General features: G+C 45.8%; 10 protein-coding genes. 7 read left to right on the forward strand and 3 right to left on the reverse strand.

Annotated features, from left to right (window positions below):
• Nucleotides 1-16: 16 nt before the first annotated feature.
• From GV030_RS13450 to GV030_RS13460, 3 genes are all read right to left on the reverse strand, one after another.
• The gene (locus GV030_RS13450) at nucleotides 17-271 is read right to left on the reverse strand and encodes a hypothetical protein (protein ID WP_159582863.1); all 255 of its coding nucleotides are present in this window, start codon (nucleotides 269-271) and stop codon (nucleotides 17-19) included.
• On the reverse strand, nucleotides 252-563 hold the full coding sequence (locus tag GV030_RS13455) for a co-chaperone YbbN (RefSeq protein ID WP_159582865.1): 312 nt from the start codon (nucleotides 561-563) through the stop codon (nucleotides 252-254). The genes GV030_RS13450 and GV030_RS13455 overlap by 20 nt, the downstream gene beginning before the upstream one ends.
• Before the next feature lie 105 nt (nucleotides 564-668).
• Nucleotides 669-1,688: a LacI family DNA-binding transcriptional regulator gene (locus GV030_RS13460; RefSeq protein WP_159582867.1), complete on the reverse strand. Its 1,020-nt coding sequence runs from the start codon at nucleotides 1,686-1,688 to the stop codon at nucleotides 669-671.
• A 306-nt stretch (nucleotides 1,689-1,994) separates the two neighbouring features.
• Here GV030_RS13460 and GV030_RS13465 point away from each other — a divergent pair, with 306 nt between their 5' ends.
• The 7 genes from GV030_RS13465 (at nucleotide 1,995) to mgrA (ending at nucleotide 18,133) form a co-directional block, all read left to right on the forward strand.
• Nucleotides 1,995-4,964, forward strand: a complete 2,970-nt coding sequence (locus GV030_RS13465) for a TonB-dependent receptor (RefSeq protein WP_159582869.1) — start codon at nucleotides 1,995-1,997, stop codon at nucleotides 4,962-4,964.
• A 19-nt stretch (nucleotides 4,965-4,983) separates the two neighbouring features.
• On the forward strand, nucleotides 4,984-6,564 hold the full coding sequence (locus GV030_RS13470; protein WP_159582871.1) for a RagB/SusD family nutrient uptake outer membrane protein: 1,581 nt from the start codon (nucleotides 4,984-4,986) through the stop codon (nucleotides 6,562-6,564).
• Between the two features lie 90 nt (nucleotides 6,565-6,654).
• Complete coding sequence (locus GV030_RS13475; protein WP_159582873.1) at nucleotides 6,655-9,948, forward strand: VCBS repeat-containing protein; 3,294 nt, start codon at nucleotides 6,655-6,657, stop codon at nucleotides 9,946-9,948.
• Nucleotides 9,949-9,950: 2 nt separating this feature from the next.
• Complete coding sequence (locus tag GV030_RS13480; protein WP_159582875.1) at nucleotides 9,951-10,511, forward strand: hypothetical protein; 561 nt, start codon at nucleotides 9,951-9,953, stop codon at nucleotides 10,509-10,511.
• A gap of 12 nt (nucleotides 10,512-10,523) precedes the next feature.
• The gene (locus tag GV030_RS13485; RefSeq protein ID WP_159582877.1) at nucleotides 10,524-13,823 is read left to right on the forward strand and encodes a VCBS repeat-containing protein; all 3,300 of its coding nucleotides are present in this window, start codon (nucleotides 10,524-10,526) and stop codon (nucleotides 13,821-13,823) included.
• Nucleotides 13,820-17,098, forward strand: coding sequence for a VCBS repeat-containing protein (locus tag GV030_RS13490; RefSeq protein ID WP_159582879.1), 3,279 nt, complete (start codon nucleotides 13,820-13,822; stop codon nucleotides 17,096-17,098). Before GV030_RS13485 ends, GV030_RS13490 begins: the two co-directional genes overlap by 4 nt.
• Nucleotides 17,099-17,116: 18 nt before the next feature.
• Nucleotides 17,117-18,133: an L-glyceraldehyde 3-phosphate reductase gene (mgrA, locus tag GV030_RS13495; protein ID WP_159582881.1), complete on the forward strand. Its 1,017-nt coding sequence runs from the start codon at nucleotides 17,117-17,119 to the stop codon at nucleotides 18,131-18,133.
• Nucleotides 18,134-18,158: the final 25 nt, after the last annotated feature.

Consider the following 18,158-nt stretch of genomic DNA (forward strand, 5'->3'; position numbering starts at 1 on the left):
TTTTGCAGTACTGGCCTTAGTTAATAGCACCCATCACTCTTTTCATAAAGCCGTTCAGTGCCTCTTTCTGAGGAGTTCCATTTTTGATTTCTTTATGAACCTCCAAAGCACCATACATATTGGAGAGCAATTCCCCGATCACATCCAGCTCCTCATCTTTTATGCCCTTGGCTTCAGACATATGCTCCAACAGTTCGATGGTCTCCACTACCCAGTCCTCATCGTTTTCATCTACAAAATCGATGATGTGCTTAATTATTGGCAATCTCATTTAAAATAGTTGTTATGGTTTCTTCTTTGTTTCCTGCTGCCTGTGACACCAATGTGCCATTTTTGAAGCCGGCAAATGTCGGAAGGTTCTTCACTTCTGCCAGACTTCTTGAGGCTGGTAGTTTCTCCGCATCCACATAGACGAAGAGTACCTGCTCATGTTCTCCTGCCAGTCTTTTGAATTTTGGTTTGATCATTCGGCAGTTTCCACACCAGGTGGCCCCATACTGCACCATCACGCGTTCGTTCTCTGCCAGAATATTTTGTAAGTTGTCCTCGGTTAATTCAATCATGCTCTGAAAAAATGGTTAAAAATCTGAGCGCGAAGATCATTAAACTATTATTGATCAAGATTATCAGTCGATAAGTTAAGCTTATAGCAGGAATAGAAACGTGCCTCAGTCCCTGATGCTGCTCTCTCTGATCAAAAGCTCACTGTGGAGCACCACTGTCTCATTGAATTCCTGATCTGGGTTATCAATTTGCTGAATGAGCAACTCCGCCGCTTTTTGACCCATTTCATATCCTGGTTGTGACATGGTGGAGAGCGAAGGCTCATAAAGGGTGCCGATGGACCAGTTGCTAAAGCCAACCACTGCCACATCCTCCGGTACTTTCAGACCGGCTGCTTTCATGTTTTTGATGGCACCTATGGCCAGCATATCAGTGGCAGCAAAGAGGCCATCGATCTCCCGGGCCTGCACCAGTTCGCGCGTGCTTTCCATGCCATCGTCGTAGTCCCCGGAGTCACAATGAATGATCCAGCTGTCTCGGGTGTTGAGCCCCGCCTCAGATAAGGCCTTATTATAGCCAGCGAGTCTGTCTCTGTTGATAAAAAGGTTAATGGGCCCTCCAACATAGGCTATTTTGGTGCATCCCTGATCTATGAGGTGTTTCACGGCTTTATAGCCTGCATCAAAGTCATCCAGCACCACTTTTGGTGCTTCTATTTCGTCACAGATGCAGTCAAAAAATACCAGCGGCAGGCCTCGGTCTACAAATTCTGAGAAATGATCAAATTCATTGGTTTCTTTCGAAATACACGCCATCAGACCATCGATCCTCCCATTGATCAGGGCTTTGGTGTCTATCACCTCGCGTTCGTATGATTCGTGAGTGGAGCAGATGATCACATTGTAGTCATTGGAGTAGGCAAAATCCTCAATGCCGCGAATCACCATGGCAAAAAACTCATGCACCAGCTGCGGAATGATAATGCCTAGTGTTTTGGTTTTATTGCTTCGCAGGCTCAGGGCAGTGAAGTTGGGACGGTAGTGGTATTTTTTTGCCAGTTCTTTGACTGCCGCTCTGGTTGATGGTTTTACCAAAGGATTATCTGCCAATGCCCTGGAAACGGTGGAAACCGAAATGTTCAACTCGAGGGCTATGTCCTTGATGGTAACTGATCCTTTTTTCATGTTCAGGCAAGATAATGAACTATAAAATTACCCATTCTTTATCCAAAGAAAATTTTCAAAAAGGGTTTCGGTGAGGAAAGCCTAAAAAGGCCCTTCAGGCATCTTAGAAAAGTCATATTTTATGACTTCAAAAATTATCTATCCATTGCAAACGTTTGCAATTATTCAATTGCCAAAATCGCTCTCTTTTTATATCAAATCGTTTTTATAATTCTTTTTATTTCGTTTTCTTGGAGGTTGTAATGGTCAGAATATCATTTCGTAAATTGACTTTTAGTTAAAAGTTTAGAAACAAATTGTAATAGTATGAAGAAGTATTTACTCTTAGGTTTATCGTTGATTCTGTCCGCCACGCTGTGGGCGCAGGAGAGAACGGTGACAGGTACAGTAACCGATGCGGAAACAGGTGAAGCTGTTCCGGGCGCCAACGTTGTTGAAAAAGGAACAACGAATGGTACCATTACCGACTTCAATGGTCAATACAAATTGGCTGTGGGTGATGGTGCAACACTTGTGTTTTCGTTTGTGGGCTATGCCTCGTCGGAAGCGGTAGTAGGATCTCGCGGAGTGATCGACGCGGCCCTTGATCTGGATGTACAATCATTATCAGAAGTGGTAGTGGTAGGGTACGGTACCCAGGACAAAAAAGAGATCACCAGTTCAGTAGCCAGTATCAGCTCTGAGGATTTCAACCGTGGTACGGTGAATGATCCAGTACAGTTGCTACAAGGTAAAGTGGCTGGCTTGAACATCACTAAGCCGGGTGGTGATCCCAATGGTGGATATAACATCCGACTGAGAGGAATCTCTACCGTGGGAGCAAATGCATCCCCGCTGGTAGTCATTGATGGGGTAATCGGAGGATCACTTTCTACAGTAGACCCGAATGATATTGCATCCATTGATATCCTGAAAGATGGATCGGCTGCTGCCATCTACGGTACTCGTGGATCCAGTGGAGTAATCCTCGTGACCACTAAGACCGGATCAAAAGGTAAAATGCAGGTGGACTATAACGGCTCCTACGCTGTGGAGTCTATTTATAACACCATCGACTTCATGACCGCCGATGAGTACAGAGAGGTACCAGGGGCTCAAGATTTCGGTTCTGATACAGACTGGATGGATGAGGTGACTCAACTAGGTCAGGCTCAGGTGCACAACTTGTCACTGTCAGGTGGTACCGGCCAGACCAGCTACCGTATTTCTATGAACTATAGAGATACTGAAGGTATTGGTATTGGTACAGGCTTTAGCCAGTTGAATGGTCGTGTGAACATTACTCAGCGTGCTTTAAATGACCGTGCGAAAATAACTGTGGGTATATCAAGTACCACCAAAGAGTCTGACTATGGTTTTGCTGAAGCTTTTAGATATGCTGTAGTGGCTAACCCTACAATGCCTGTAAATATCGCTGCATCTGGTGGTGGTCTGACTGAGCAAGGTGGTTATGCACAGAGAGATATTTTTGATTTCTTCAACCCGGTGGGCATCGCAGAGCAGAATGTTAATGAAGGTGTGGATCATCGTTTGCTCGCAAGTGTGAAAGCTGAGTATGACTTCAGTGATCTGGTAAATGGCTTGAGTGCTTCTGTGTTCTACTCCAGACAGGAGGAGAATGACCTAAGAGGTGAGTACTACTCTAAGAATTCTAAATTCAGAGGAGCAGGTAGAAATGGCTTGGCCCGTAAGTCTAATGAAAGAAGGACCAACCAGTTGATCGAATCTACGGTAAACTACAACAAAGATGTAAGTGACCTTAATATTTCCCTTTTGGGTGGTTATTCATACCAGGAATTCTTCACTGAGGGATCTGGTATGGAAGGCGGTGATTTCCTTACTGATGCGTTTGGATATAACAATATGGGTGCTGCTCTTGATTTTGCTAACGGACTTGGTAATCTATGGAGCTATGCCAATTCTTATAAATTGATTGGCTTTTTCGGCAGATTGAATCTGAACTACGATAACACATATTTCCTTTCTGCAAGTGCGAGATATGAAGGATCTTCAAGATTTGGTATCAACAACAGATGGGGTATTTTCCCAGCCGTGAGTGCCGGTGTGAACATCACCAACCTCGTGGAAATCCCTACAGTGAACAGCTTGAAATTGAGAGGTTCGTTTGGTAGAACAGGAAACATCCCTGGTCAGTCTTACCTATCACTTCAGAGATATGGTCCTCAAGGAAACTTCTTTTATAACGGGGAATACGTGCCAAGTTTTGGTCCTGTAAGTAATCCAAATCCGGATCTTTCCTGGGAGACTAAAGATGAGATCGACGTAGGGATTGACTTTACCCTTTTGGATAATAAATTGAGTGGTACAGTTGACTGGTACACAAGAACCACTACTGATATGATTCTTTCTGTAAATGTGCCTGTGCCACCAAACTTGTTTGGACAGACTTGGGTGAACATTGGAGAATTTGCGAATTCCGGACTTGAGGTAGCACTTAACTACCAAGCTATAGTGACCAATGATTTCACTTGGTCTACTGGGGTGAACTTCTCTACATTCAAAACGGAAGTAGTGAGTTTGACTTCTGGGGATTTGTCCTTTGGAGAAGGTGGAGTACTCTACAGAGCCAACATGGGAGCGCCTGGTCAGAATGACACAGAATTGGTAAGAGTTAAAGAAGGTGAAGAATTAGGTCAACTTTGGGGACCTGTTCAGATTGGTGTAGACGAAGATGGCACACCTAGGTTTGCTGATTTGAGTGGTGACGGTTCTTATTGTAACTGTGATGACGACAGAACGGTAATTGGATCTGGACTTCCAGATGCCACTTTCGGTTTCAACAACTCGTTTACCTATAAGAGCTTTGATCTTAATATTTTCATTAGAGGAGCTGTGGGTCATGACCTGCTGAATAGCTACCGAGGTTTCTATGAGAACAATGAGTCTACTACGGTCGGTAATTACAATGTGGTGAAGACTAAGTATTACGATTCAAATGTTAAGAAGGCTTCTGTGAACAGTGTTCATGTAGAGAGTGCTGATTACGTGAAAATCGATAACGCTACCATTGGTTATAATTTCCCACTACAGAGTGGCAGTGCAGTACGTAAATTGAGATTGTTTGCGTCAGTTCAAAACCCATTTGTTTTGACCAACTACACTGGTGTGGACCCAGAAGTAAGGTATGAAGACAGGATAGACAGTGACAATGGTGGACGTCCTGGTGATGCTGATACACTATCACCTGGTATCGAGAGAAGGTCAACTTACTTTACCACCAGAACCTTCACGTTGGGTTTAAACCTGGGCTTCTAAAAACTTAAAATTTTAAGACATGAATAAATTAATGAAAAGAGTTTCTTTAATGGTTCTTGGCCTGGTGTTTTTTGCACCGGCATGTACGGACCTGGAAGAAGAGCTGTATAGCGACGTAACCGCCGATAACTTCTTCACATCTGATGAGGAGTTTGTCGCAGCTCTTGGACAAGCATATTCTTCCCTGCTTGGAATTGGTAACCACTCAAACCTTTGGTCAATCAATGAAATCGCTTCTGATGAGTTGGTAATTACCACCAAAGGTGGTGACTGGTATGATGGTGGTATTTTGTTGCAGTTGCATCAACATGAATACACTGCTGACAATGGATTCTTCAATAACACCTGGGGATTCTGTTACTCAGGGGTGAATACCTGTAACCGTTTGATCTATCAGTTTGAGCAATTAGGAACTGAAGAAGCAGATGCTTTCATCGCAGAGTTGAGAGCGGTGCGTGCCCTTTGGTACTACTGGTTATTGGATGCATTCGGAAATGTACCTTTGGTGACTGACTTTACAGACACTGAAACGGCTGGTAATTCTACCCGTCAGCAGGTATTTAACTTCGTAGAGTCAGAATTGAATGAAATCATTCCATTGCTGAGCGAAGCGAAAGATGCTTCTACTTATGGTAGAATCAACAAGTGGGGAGCTTTGGCCATTCGTGCCAAACTTTACTTGAATGCAGAAGTGTATACTGGTACTGCCCGATGGGCTGATGCCGAAGCTGATGCTGACGCGATCATCAATTCAGGACTTTACTCACTGGAGAGCAACTATGCTGCGAATTTCCAGACAGACAACGCTGGTTCTCAGGAAAACATCTTTGTAGTGCCTTACGATCAGGTATTTGCACAAGGATTCAACTGGCATCAGATGACTCTGCATTACGGAAGTCAAAACACATTTAACCTTCAGGATCAGCCATGGAATGGATATGCGACTGTAGAGGAGTTTTATAACTCCTACGTAGATCCTGCGAAAAACCCTGGCCCTCAGGGGGATGTTTATAAAGGTCTGGCTCAGGCAACAAGTATCGGAACTGTGGATTCAAGGCTATCCAACTTCATCGTTGGGCCTCAGTTTAATCCAGATGGAAGCAGAACCGAAGATGCTGGTGTAGAACCAACTGATCCGGATGGAGCACCACTTACCTTTACACCTCAGCACAACTCTATTTATCCTGATGGATTGCGTCAGGCTGGAGCCAGAATTGGTAAATATGAGATTGCTCAGGGAGCTACACCTAACCTGAGTAATGACTTTGTGATCTTCCGTTTAGGAAACATTCTCCTGACCAAAGCAGAAGCTGATTTCCGTCAGGGAAACACTGCAGATGCATTGGCTATGGTCAATCAGATCAGAACCAGAGCAGGGGTAACCCCTTTCTCATCTCTGGATGCTACCAACCTACTTGCTGAGTGGGGTCGTGAGATGTATGCAGAGATGACCAGACGTCAGGATCTGATCAGATTTGGCAAGTATGATGATCCATGGTGGGAAAAAGGAACTTCTGACAGCCACTATGCTATATTCCCTATTCCTCAGGTTCAGCTGGATGCCAACAACAAGTTGAAGCAGAACGAAGGATATAATTAATAAGAATAATTTCTGAAAGAAAAGGCAAGCGGCTTCTGTTGCTTGCCTTTTTTTTAGTTTTGGAGGAGCGAATCCATCCTCATTATGTACATGAGACAACCAGCGATCATTTTTTTTCTTATTTGTCTGGCATTTTCCTGTGTCCCCTCCGAGGAGGAGCCTTCGGACAAACGCTTCCGACTGTTGAAGTCTACAGGCATTGATTTCCAAAATACACTGGATTACACAGAAGATGTCAACCCATATACCTTCAAAAATTTTTACAATGGCGGAGGTGTTGGAGTGGGTGACATTAACAATGATGGTTTCCCGGATGTGTTTTTCTGCGGAAACATGGTTTCGAATAGACTATACCTTAACAAAGGGACTTCATCAGAAGTGGGTATAGCGTTTGAAGATATTACCGAGTCCGCCGGTCTTCTATCGGAGAATGTTTGGAGCACAGGAGTCACCTTTGTGGACATCAACTACGACGGGTGGATGGATATTTATGTCTGCAAATCTGGCCCCCCCGGTGGTCCAAACAGAAGAAATTCTCTCTATATCAATAATAGAGACCTTACGTTTCGGGAGGAAGCTGAAAAATATGGGTTGGATAATCTGGGGCTTTCCACACACGCATCATTTTTTGATTATGATCGGGATGGTGATCTGGATTGCTACTTGCTCAATAATTCAATTCGCTCTGTGGGAGGCTATGATTTGATCAAAGATCAGCGGGAGATTCCCGATTCTCTGGGTGGAAATATGTTGCTTAGAAATGATGACAACAGGTTTGTGGATGTGTCCGCACAAGCCGGCATTTATAGCAGCAGCATTGGTTTTGGGCTGGGTGTGACCATTAGTGATATAGATATGGATGGTTGGCTGGATATCTACGTGTCCAACGATTTTTTTGAGCGTGACTATTTGTATATCAATCAACAGAATGGAACGTTCGCAGAGTCCCTGACCTCTTACATGACCGAAATATCCATGGGCTCCATGGGTGCTGATATTGCCGACCTGAATAATGATGGTTACAATGAAGTGTTTGTCACCGAGATGCTGCCTGAGCGACATGATCGGGTCATGTCAAAAGCTTCTTTTGAGGGGTGGGACAAGTATCAACTACAAGTGCAGCAAGGCTACTATCACCAATTTGGAAGAAATGCCCTTCAGCTCAATAACCGAAACGGTACCTTCAGTGAAGTGTCCAGGCTGGCCGGTGTGGAAGCGACCGATTGGAGCTGGGGAGCCTTGATTTTCGATATGAACAACGACGGCCACAGTGATCTTTTTGTAGCCAATGGAATTTATAAGGACCTGCTTGATCAGGATTACATCAATTTCATGGCAAATCCTGACGCCATCAGAAAGATGCTTCAGGACGACGGGAATGCCATCAAAAAATTGATTGATATGATCCCGTCCGAACCGTTGGCCAACTATGCCTATGAGAATCAGGGGAATCTCGAATTCAAAAATGCAGCCAGTGATTGGGGGCTGGATCAGTTGACATTTTCCAATGGATCTGCATATGCTGACCTTGATAATGACGGGGATTTGGATCTTTTGCTGAATAATGTGAACATGCCGGCCTTTGTCTATGAAAACCGTACAAATGGTCAGGGGAACAATTTTATCTCCATCAAACTGCAGGGAAAGGGTAGAAATCCGAATGCCATTGGCAGTAAAGTATGGGTGTATGGAGGTGGTAGAGGTTGGTCCAGAGAGCTTACCCCGATGCGTGGATTTCAGTCGTCGGTAGATCAACGGCTCCATTTCGGATTGGGTACACTTGATCGGATAGACAGTGTGGTGATTCAGTGGCCCGATGGTCGGGAGAGTAGAAAATTGGAAGTGGATGTGAATCGATTGGTTGAGATTTCTTACGCCAGCCTTACTGACACTCGGGTACCTGGACTTAACGAACGTAAAGGCACTTTTCAAGCCGTTGATCCATCTGTTGTGCCTTATTTACATACTGAGAACACGTATGTTGATTTCGATCGGGACCGTTTACTGTTTGATATGGCTTCCAATGAAGGGCCATGTGCCTGCAAGGGAGATGTGAATGGGGATGGGCTGGAGGATGTTTATTTGGGCGGTGCCAGGGGGCAGGCCGGCAGGATTTATTTTCAGCAGCGAAACGGTACCTTCATTGAGGGGCAGAGGTTTGATGCCGAAGCAGGGTCGGAGGATACAGATTGCGCTTTTTCTGATTTTGAGCGGGATGGAGACCTTGATCTGATTGTGGCAAGTGGAGGAAGTGAATTTACAGGTCTGAGTCTCGAACTGAGGGATAGAATCTATACCAATATTGGAGGGAAATTTCAATTGATGCCAGAGGCATTGCCCGGTACAGAGTTACGCAGTACGGGTACAGTAGCGGTGAGTGATTTTGATGGTGACGGCTACCCGGATTTGTTTCTCGGAGATCGACTAAAGCCTCAGTACTTTGGGTTGCCGGTTTCGGGTCACCTTTTTCAGAATAAGGGAGATGGGACCTTCCATGAAGTCACGGAGGAAATAGCACCACTCAAGGAGATCGGTATGATTACAGCCGCTCAATGGGCTGATATTGATGGAGACGGTGATGAGGATCTACTCCTGGCAGGAGAATGGATGCCGCTGAAAGTATTTATCAATCAGGATGGAAGCTTCACAGAGTCCCTGGAGGCGGGGTTTTCAAACTCCTCTGGCATGTACCATACGCTGCAAGTGGCCGATGTGGACGGTGATGGTGATGTAGATGTGCTGGCAGGGAATAACGGCACCAACTCGCGGTTTCGGGCGACTATTGATGCTCCGATGAGGATTTATGTTGGTGATTTTGATAGAAATGGGAGCATAGAGCACATCACCGCTTACTATCGTGATGGGGCCTATTTCCCAATGATCCAATTGAAAGATCTGATCAAGCAACTCCCGGGCATGAAAAAGAAATTTCTGAGGTATGAAGCATACAAGGAAGCGAATATGACAGACGTTTTTACCCCGGAGCAGCTGGAGGGGGCGGTGACTTATGAAATAGTAGATTTAGAAACGTCTTTATATCTCAATGACGGCTCGGGTATTTTCACCAAAGCAGCATTGCCGCGCGAGGCACAGTTTTCACCTGTCTATGCCATCAGTGCTGGTGATTATAACGGTGATGGAAAAATGGATTTTGTGTTAGGAGGGAACCAACACATGGCAAAACCCGAAACGGGTATTTATGCCGGCAGCTACGGGCAGTTGTTTTTGGGTGCGGGCAATGGTGATTTCCGATACACCTATCCGAATGAATCCGGGATCTCCACAACCGGGGATGTGAGGAGTATCTTGGAGGTTAACACGAACGGCCGGCCTTTACTATTGTTTTTGAAAAATAATGATCAACCTTATATAGTGACGTATTAGTGATGAGAAATGCAGTGTATTCGATAGGACTAATCGCCATAATGTTGGCAGGATGCCAGTCGCACCCCTATCAGGAGATGGAGGAGCGTGAATTGGCAAGCGGAGTGCGGTATGATACCCTCCTGATGGGAATGACTTTTGGAATGAGTCTTCAGGATTTTTTTGATCGGTGCATGGATCTTAACCGACAGAAGCTTATTTATCAAGGTCCTGGAGCCAGAATTGTTGAGTATGTCATCAAGGAAAATGTCAAATCTCCGGTGACCGTGCAGTTTCAGCCCTCCTTTCATGAAGATGGGCTTTACGAGATGTCCTATGATTATTTTTACAATGCCTGGGCACCATGGAATACGGAGTTCGGAGCGGACTCCCTTATTCTGACGGTCAAGAGCTTAACGGAAGAGACATTTGGAGGTGGATTTCTGGCGATCGAACATCCCGAAAAACCGACAGCTTATGCGAAAGTGGATGGTAATAGGAGGATTTCTATTTCACTGAAGGATGAAAGGCGAGTGTCCGTTCGTTTTACGGACCTTACGGTAGCCAAGCAACTCAATCAATAGACTTTGAAGCGTATGAAATATTTATACTTATTCGCAGTGTCTCTTTTAATGATTTCCTGTCAGCAGGAGACTGCCAGAGAGGCCGACACTCTTTTTCGAAAAGTACCAGCGGCAGAATCTGGTATTGACTTTTCTAATGTGCTGGAGTTTGATAAAGACTTCAATATTTTCACCTACCGCAACTTCTATAACGGCGGTGGAGTTGGCCTGGGCGATTTTAACAACGATGGTTTGTTGGATATTTATTTTACAGCCAACCAGAAAAAGAACAAGCTATATCTTAATGAAGGCGGAATGAAGTTCCGGGACATAACCATGTCAGCCGGTGTGGAAGGCAAAAAAGCCTGGAGCACAGGTGTGAGCCTGGTGGATATCAACGGAGATGGGCTGCTCGATATTTATGTCTGTAACTCAGGCGACATAGCCGGCGATAGCAAGGAAAATGAGCTTTTTATTAACCTGGGGGACCTCACGTTTCGGGAAAGTGCTGCCGAGTACGGGCTGGCTGATCCCGGGTTTTCTACTCACGCTGCCTTTTTTGATTATGACAAAGACGGAGACCTGGACATGTACCTGCTCAATAACTCCTATCAGGCCATTGGGAGTTTTGACCTCAGAAGAAATGAAAGACCAAAAAGAGATCCGGTGGGTGGAGATAAGCTGTTTAGAAACGACAATGGCAAGTTTCTGGATGTGAGTGATAGGGCAGGGATCTATGGCAGCATCATAGGTTTTGGCCTGGGTGTTACGGTCGGGGATATTGATGGGGATCACTGGCAGGATATTTATGTTTCCAATGACTTTTTTGAGCGCGACTATCTATATCTGAACAATCAGGATGGTACTTTTCGGGAAGTGCTGGAGGATCAGATCAGAAGCCTGAGTGCAGCGTCCATGGGTGCAGACTTATCTGATATCAACAATGACAGTCGTCCCGATATTTTTGTGACAGATATGCTACCAGAGCCCGACGAACGGGTGAAGACCGTGACGACCTTCGAGAACTGGGATAAGTATCAGTATAACCTCCAGAATGGCTATTACCATCAGTTTACCAGAAATATGCTTCAGCTGAACAATGGTGACAATACCTTCAGTGAGATTGGTCGGTTAGCAGGGGTCGAAGCCACAGATTGGAGTTGGGGAGCGCTGATTTTTGACTTTCAAAATGACGGCCTCAAGGATATCTTCATTGCCAATGGAATTTATCAGGACCTTACAGATCAGGATTTTCTGCACTATGTGAAACAGGAGGAGGTGGTGAAAAAACTGGTATCAGGTGCAGGGGTGGATTACAAAAGCCTGATAGACTTGATTCCGTCCAGACCAATTGCTAATTACGCTTATTTGAATCAGGGCAATCTTCAGTTTGTCAATAAATCACAGGAGTTTGGATTGGGCGAGCCGGGCTTTTCAAATGGGTCTGCCTATGGAGACCTGGACAATGATGGAGACCTGGACCTGATAGTCAATAATGTCAATCTTCCATCCTGGGTGTTCGAGAACCAAACCAATAAACTTTATCCACAGAATAATTATTTGCGGTTTCAACTCACCGGGCTGGGTCAAAATAGCGGGGCCTTTGGAACCCGAATTGAGGTTTTCCTGGCGAATACCACTCTTTACCTGGAGAATATGCCCATCAGGGGCTTCGAGTCCACTGTGGATAGCCGCCCGCTTTTTGGGCTGGGGTTAGCAAAAATGGCGGATTCGGTCAAGATTTACTGGGCGGGTGGCGCCATCCAGACTCTTATCAATGTAGAGGCCAACCAGACATTGGAGCTTAAGGAGCCCTCCGAGAAGACAGGTCTTGTGAGTAGAAAAACAAACAAAGAACCAATTTTTGAGTCGGTGGCTGATTCGGCTTTTGTGCACCGAGAGAGCAAATGGGTAGATTTTGATAAGGACAGGTTGGTTTACCACATGCGGTCCACGGAAGGTCCATGCTTATGCACCGGGGATGCCAACAATGACGGCCTGGAAGATTTTTACATTGGCGGGGCAGCGGGCCAGGCAGGAGCCCTTTTTATACAGAAAGCTTCCGGTGTTTTCGAGCGAGTGCCAAAATCTTATATGATCCAGGAAGCGGAGTATGAAGATGTGGATTGTGCTTTTTTTGATGCTGATGGAGACGGTTTTCAAGACCTGTATGTAGCCAGTGGAAGCTCAGAATTTTCTGATTTGTCGTCGGCCCTTGGAGATCGGCTATATCTCAATCTCAAGGGGAAAGGTTTTAGTAAGCAGAACAAAATTTACCCGAATGGGAGGTATGAAAATACTTCATCGGTGGTGCCCGGGGATGTGGATGGAGATGGGGATCTGGATCTTTTTGTAGGGATCAGGATGGTGCCCGGCTACTACGGTGTTCCCGCCTCCAGCTATTTGTTGATCAATGACGGTAAGGGCAATTTTCAGACTGACTTGGAGCTATCCGCAGCTTTTCAGGACCTGGGAATGGTCACAGATGCCAGCTGGGAAGATATGGACGGTGATGGCGATCAGGACCTGATAGTCGTGGGTGAGTGGATGCCCATTACGTATTTCTCCAACACCGGGGGGAGTTTGGTCAGAGATAGCTTACCCAACCTTCCGGACGATGCGGGCTGGTGGAATACCATCGAAATGGCCGATTTCAACAATGATGGGCGGCCCGACCTGGCCGTGGGAAATCATGGTAACAACAGTCGGTTTGAAGCCTCTGAGACAAAGCCGGTTTCCATGTATGTCAATGATTTTGATCAGAATGGCACCATTGAGCAAATCGTCACCCAGTATAATGGAGAAAAGGCTTACCCTATGGTGCTGCGGCACGACCTGATCATGCAGCTGCCACATTTGAAGAAGAAGTACCTGGAATGGGGGGATTATAAGAATCAGGAGATGACGGATGTGTTTCCACCAGAGGCGCTTGCCAAGTCTAAAGTGTATGAAGTAAGAGAACTGGAAACGGTGGTTTATCTAAGTGGACCAAATGGCTATACCAAGGCTAGTCTTCCCATTGAGGCTCAGTTTTCTGTGACCTACGCACTGGAGGCTATGGATGTGAATATGGATGGTAATATGGACCTGCTGGTGGGTGGCAACCTTAATGATACTAAACCGGAAGTGGGCCGCTATGATGCCAACTACGGGCTCGTGCTTCTGGGGGACGGAAATGGTGGGTTTGAAGCCCTCAAATCAGCGGATTCCGGGCTATACCTCAACGGCCAAACACGGAAAATCAAAGTAGTGAATACCAAGGCTGGACCCAAAGTCATAGTGGCCAATAATAATGAGGCGATGCAAATCTTCATCGCGAAAAGTAAAAAATGATGTCCATACGCACCTTTTGTCTGTTAATTCTGATTGTATCAGTCGTTTCCTGTAAAGAGCAAGCACCGAAATCGCTGCTGGAATATGTGCCTGCTGAAACGTCAGGGGTCTCCTTTTCTAACACACTTACTGAGGATGAACAATTCAATATTGTGGATTATCTCTACTTCTACAATGGCGGAGGTGTGGCTGTTGGTGATATTAACAATGATGGCCTGGAGGATATCTATTTTACTGCCAATCAGGCAGAGAATAAACTTTACCTGAATAGAGGCAACTTTGAGTTTCAGGACATTACTGAATCCGCAGGAGTGAGTTCGCCAGGTGCCTGGAAAACCGGCGTGACCATGGCTGATGTGAATGCGGATGGGTATCTGGATATCTATGTTTGCAGGGTGGGGAAGTACAAAGGGATATCAGGTCAAAACCAGCTTTTTATTAATAACGGAGACCTCACATTTACCGAAAGCGCCGCTTCATTTGGGCTTGATTTTAAGGGATTTTCCACACAGGCTGCATTTTTTGATTTTGATAATGACCAGGACCTGGATGTTTATCTTTTGAATCATTCTGTCCATACCAAAAGGAGTTACGGCCGGTCCACTCTGCGTCTGGATGAAGACTCTTTGGCAGGAGATTTACTGCTCAGAAATGATGGCGGCATGTTTGTGGATGTTACTAAAAGTGCTGGTATCTATACTTCTCAAATCGGTTACGGACTGGGAATTGGACTTTCAGATTTTAATTTTGACGGATATACGGATATCTACATTTCCAATGATTTTCATGAAAATGACTACCTCTATCTGAACAATCAGGATGGCACATTTACTGAATCCATAGGGAGCATGATCACTCATAGTAGCAGGTCTTCCATGGGTAATGACATTGGGGATATTAACAATGATGGACTGCCTGAAATCATCACCCTGGATATGCTACCCGAGGATGAAAAAGTCCTCAAGAACTCAGCCGGCGAGGAATCCTATGAGATCTACAAACTCAAGCAGACTTTTGGTTACGAAAAGCAGTTTGCCCGCAATATGTTGCAGCTTAATAATGGCGACGGAACATTCTCTGAGGTGGGACTGATGACCGGTGTGGCGGCTACAGACTGGAGCTGGGCTCCCCTTTTTGCTGATCTAGATTTGGATGGTTATAAGGACCTGTTTATTTCCAACGGAATCGTGAAACGTCCGAATGATTTGGATTACATCATGTTCCTTTCTGCCAATGATTTCAAAGTAGGGAATGATGAGATCAGTGACTCAGCCTTGATTGCGCAGATGCCGGATGGAAAAGTTGAAAATTATTTATTCAGAAATCAGGGTGGAATATCCTTTGAAAATGTATCCGCCTCGTGGGCGAAGCTAGAAAAGACAGTCTCGACCAGCTCGGTTTATGCTGATCTGGACAATGATGGAGACCTGGATTTGGTCGTGAATAACATCAACGACCGGGCGCAGATTCTTAAAAACAACCAGCAGGGAAATAATTATTTGAAGGTAAGATTGAAGGGCTCGTCTGGAAACCCAAATGGCGTAGGGACCAAAGTGAGGCTTTATGCGGAAGGTAACCTGCAGTATCAGGAGCTTTTCCCGGATAGGGGCTTCCAGTCAAGTACCACCAAGGAGCTGGTATTTGGAGTTGGTAAGAGTGCTAAAGTGGATTCCTTGCGAGTCATCTGGCCGGGAGGAGGCACACAGGTGCTCACGGCTGTAGAGGTTAATCAGACCATTCTGCTTGACATGGCGCAGGCTAAAGGCCTCTTTGAATATGAGGAGGAGGGACAGCCGCCTGTTTTGAAGGAGGTGACCGAGCAAAGTCAGCTGGCATTCAGACACTTTGAAAATCCCTTTGTTGATTTTAATGCTCAATACCTTATTCCACATGTAATCTCGCGTGATGGCCCGGCCATAGCGGTAGCTGATGTCAATGGAGACGGGCTGGAGGATGCTTATATCTGTGGAGCCTCTGGCAACAATGGAATGCTCTATTTACAGAACGCAGATGGTACCTTTCGAAAGCATTCGGCTGAGACTTTCCGTAGTAATCCGGCACCGGAAGAAACTGCGGCTTTGTTTTTTGATGCGGACAATGATGGCGATCAGGATTTATACCTGGCCTCCGGTGGCAATGAGTTTCAGCCGCCCAATCCCCGGCTGAATGACAGACTCTTTTACAATGATGGAGCTGGGAATTTTTCGCTTCAGCAAGGCGCTTTGGAGGAGAATTTTCAGCATGGATCAGTAGTCATTGCTTCAGACATAGATCATGATGGAGATCAGGACTTATTTGTGGGGGGACGAGTGGTGGCCGGTAAATATGGCCAGACCCCGGAGAGCCGTATCCTGTTCAATATTGGCCCTGGTAGGTTCAGAAACGAAACTGCTGGCGTGGCTCCTGAACTCGAACACATTGGCATGGTCACTGATGCTGTTTGGGCCGATTTGGACGAGGATGGTTACGAAGACCTGATTATAGTGGGTGAGTGGATGCCCATTACTGTTTTTATGAATAGAAATGGGAAATTGGAGAAGGCCGATATTCCTGATCTGGATAAAACCAACGGTTGGTGGAATACCATCACCCTAACGGACCTGAACGGAGATGGACGTCCTGATTTTGTGTTGGGAAATTTGGGTACGAATAGTAAGCTTCAGCCATCCGTGGATCAGCCTGTTCGGATGTATGTGAATGATTTTGATAAGAACCTCTCCCTCGATCAGATTATTACCTACAGCATAGGTGATAAGGAGTACCCTCTGGCCAATCGAGACGAGCTAGTAAAGCAGATGCCCCTGATCAAGAAGTTGTTCATCCTCAATATGGATTTTTCTGGGAAGAGCATTGATCAGATTTTTCAGCCGGAAGCACTGAGTGCCAGCAAAAGGTATGAGGCATACACTTTTAAGTCTATAGCCCTGATGAATCTTGGAGGGATCAGGTTTGAGCAAAAGGAACTCCCGGCAGTGGCCCAAAGGGCACCTGTCTATGCCATCGCTTCTCTGGATGTGAACAATGATGGAAATCAGGACCTCATTCTGGGGGGGAATATGGAATGGGCCACCCCGTATTTCGGGGCATATGATGCCAGTCAGGGTGCCTTACTTTTGGGTAATGGACAAGGAGAGTTTTCGGTACCCAAAGCCAGTGAAGCGGGATTAAAAATCCGTGGAGATATCCGGAGTTTGGCAGTGATCCAGTCAGCTAAAGGATCCAAGTACATTTTGGTAGGTAGGAATGATGATGTAGCACTGGTATTTTCTTACTGAGCGAGTAACTTTAAACCCATGGAAATTAACGACAAATCAGGATATAAACGATACCTGGCAAAGGACGACCGGTATCAGCAAATGAAATACCGCCGCTGTGGTCGCAGCGGTGTACAGCTTCCGCTTCTTTCACTTGGTCTGTGGCACAACTTTGGGCATGCAGATGACCTACTCAAAGGACAGCAGATTCTGAGAACTGCTTTTGATCTTGGAATCATACACTTTGACCTGGCCAATAACTACGGGCCGCCGTTTGGATCAGCCGAAACCAATTTTGGGAGATTATATAAGGAGGATTTTTCAGCTCATCGCGATGAACTTTTTATTTCCTCAAAGGCGGGATACGACATGTGGCCCGGGCCGTTCGGCAATTTTGGATCGAGAAAGTACCTGGTGAATAGTTTAGATCAGAGCCTGAAAAGGATGAACCTGGACTATGTGGATCTTTTCTATCACCACAGGCCAGACCCTGACACACCACTGGAGGAAACGATGGGTGCGTTGGACTTCATTGTCAGATCAGGGCGGGCTTTATATGTGGGGATCTCCAACTACCCGGATGATCAGGCTAAAAAAGCCATTGCCATTCTCAAAGATCTGGGAACACCCTGCCTCATTCATCAGGCCAGGTACTCAATGTTTGACAGATGGGTGGAAAAGGGATTGATGAATACCCTGGATGACAATGGCGTGGGCTGCATTGCTTTTAGTCCATTGGAGCAGGGTATGCTCACCAATAAATACATCAAAGGAATACCGGCCGACAGCCGGGCGGCAAAGGGGATGACCTATTTGCAGCGAGAGACCGTAGAGGCTAATTTGGCGAAAATAAAAGGCCTGCATGCCATTGCAGAGGCCAGAGGGCAATCATTGAGCGATATGGCCATCGCCTGGTTGCTGAAAGACGAGCGACTTACTTCCGTACTGGTGGGCGTGAGTAGTGCCGAGCAACTAATGTCTAATGTGAAGGCTTTGGATCATCTGGGGTTTGAGGCAGATGAGCTCAAAAAGATTGAGGATATATTGAAGAGTTGATCAGTGCTCAACTGAAGTAGAAAAC

This window comes from Marinoscillum sp. 108 (assembly GCF_902506655.1).
Lineage (GTDB): Bacteria > Bacteroidota > Bacteroidia > Cytophagales > Cyclobacteriaceae > Marinoscillum > Marinoscillum luteum.

What these genes read in the sequence shown, in the direction of transcription:
- GV030_RS13485 (WP_159582877.1), top strand. Translation starts at nt 10,524, where the DNA reads ATGAAATATTTATACTTATTCGCAGTGTCTCTTTTAATGATTTCCTGT.
- GV030_RS13475 (WP_159582873.1), top strand. Translation starts at nt 6,655, where the DNA reads ATGAGACAACCAGCGATCATTTTTTTTCTTATTTGTCTGGCATTTTCC.
- GV030_RS13455 (WP_159582865.1), bottom strand. Translation starts at nt 563, where the DNA reads ATGATTGAATTAACCGAGGACAACTTACAAAATATTCTGGCAGAGAAC.
- GV030_RS13460 (WP_159582867.1), bottom strand. Translation starts at nt 1,688, where the DNA reads ATGAAAAAAGGATCAGTTACCATCAAGGACATAGCCCTCGAGTTGAAC.
- GV030_RS13450 (WP_159582863.1), bottom strand. Translation starts at nt 271, where the DNA reads ATGAGATTGCCAATAATTAAGCACATCATCGATTTTGTAGATGAAAAC.
- GV030_RS13490 (WP_159582879.1), top strand. Translation starts at nt 13,820, where the DNA reads ATGATGTCCATACGCACCTTTTGTCTGTTAATTCTGATTGTATCAGTC.
- GV030_RS13465 (WP_159582869.1), top strand. Translation starts at nt 1,995, where the DNA reads ATGAAGAAGTATTTACTCTTAGGTTTATCGTTGATTCTGTCCGCCACG.
- GV030_RS13480 (WP_159582875.1), top strand. Translation starts at nt 9,951, where the DNA reads ATGAGAAATGCAGTGTATTCGATAGGACTAATCGCCATAATGTTGGCA.
- GV030_RS13470 (WP_159582871.1), top strand. Translation starts at nt 4,984, where the DNA reads ATGAATAAATTAATGAAAAGAGTTTCTTTAATGGTTCTTGGCCTGGTG.
- mgrA (WP_159582881.1), top strand. Translation starts at nt 17,117, where the DNA reads ATGGAAATTAACGACAAATCAGGATATAAACGATACCTGGCAAAGGAC.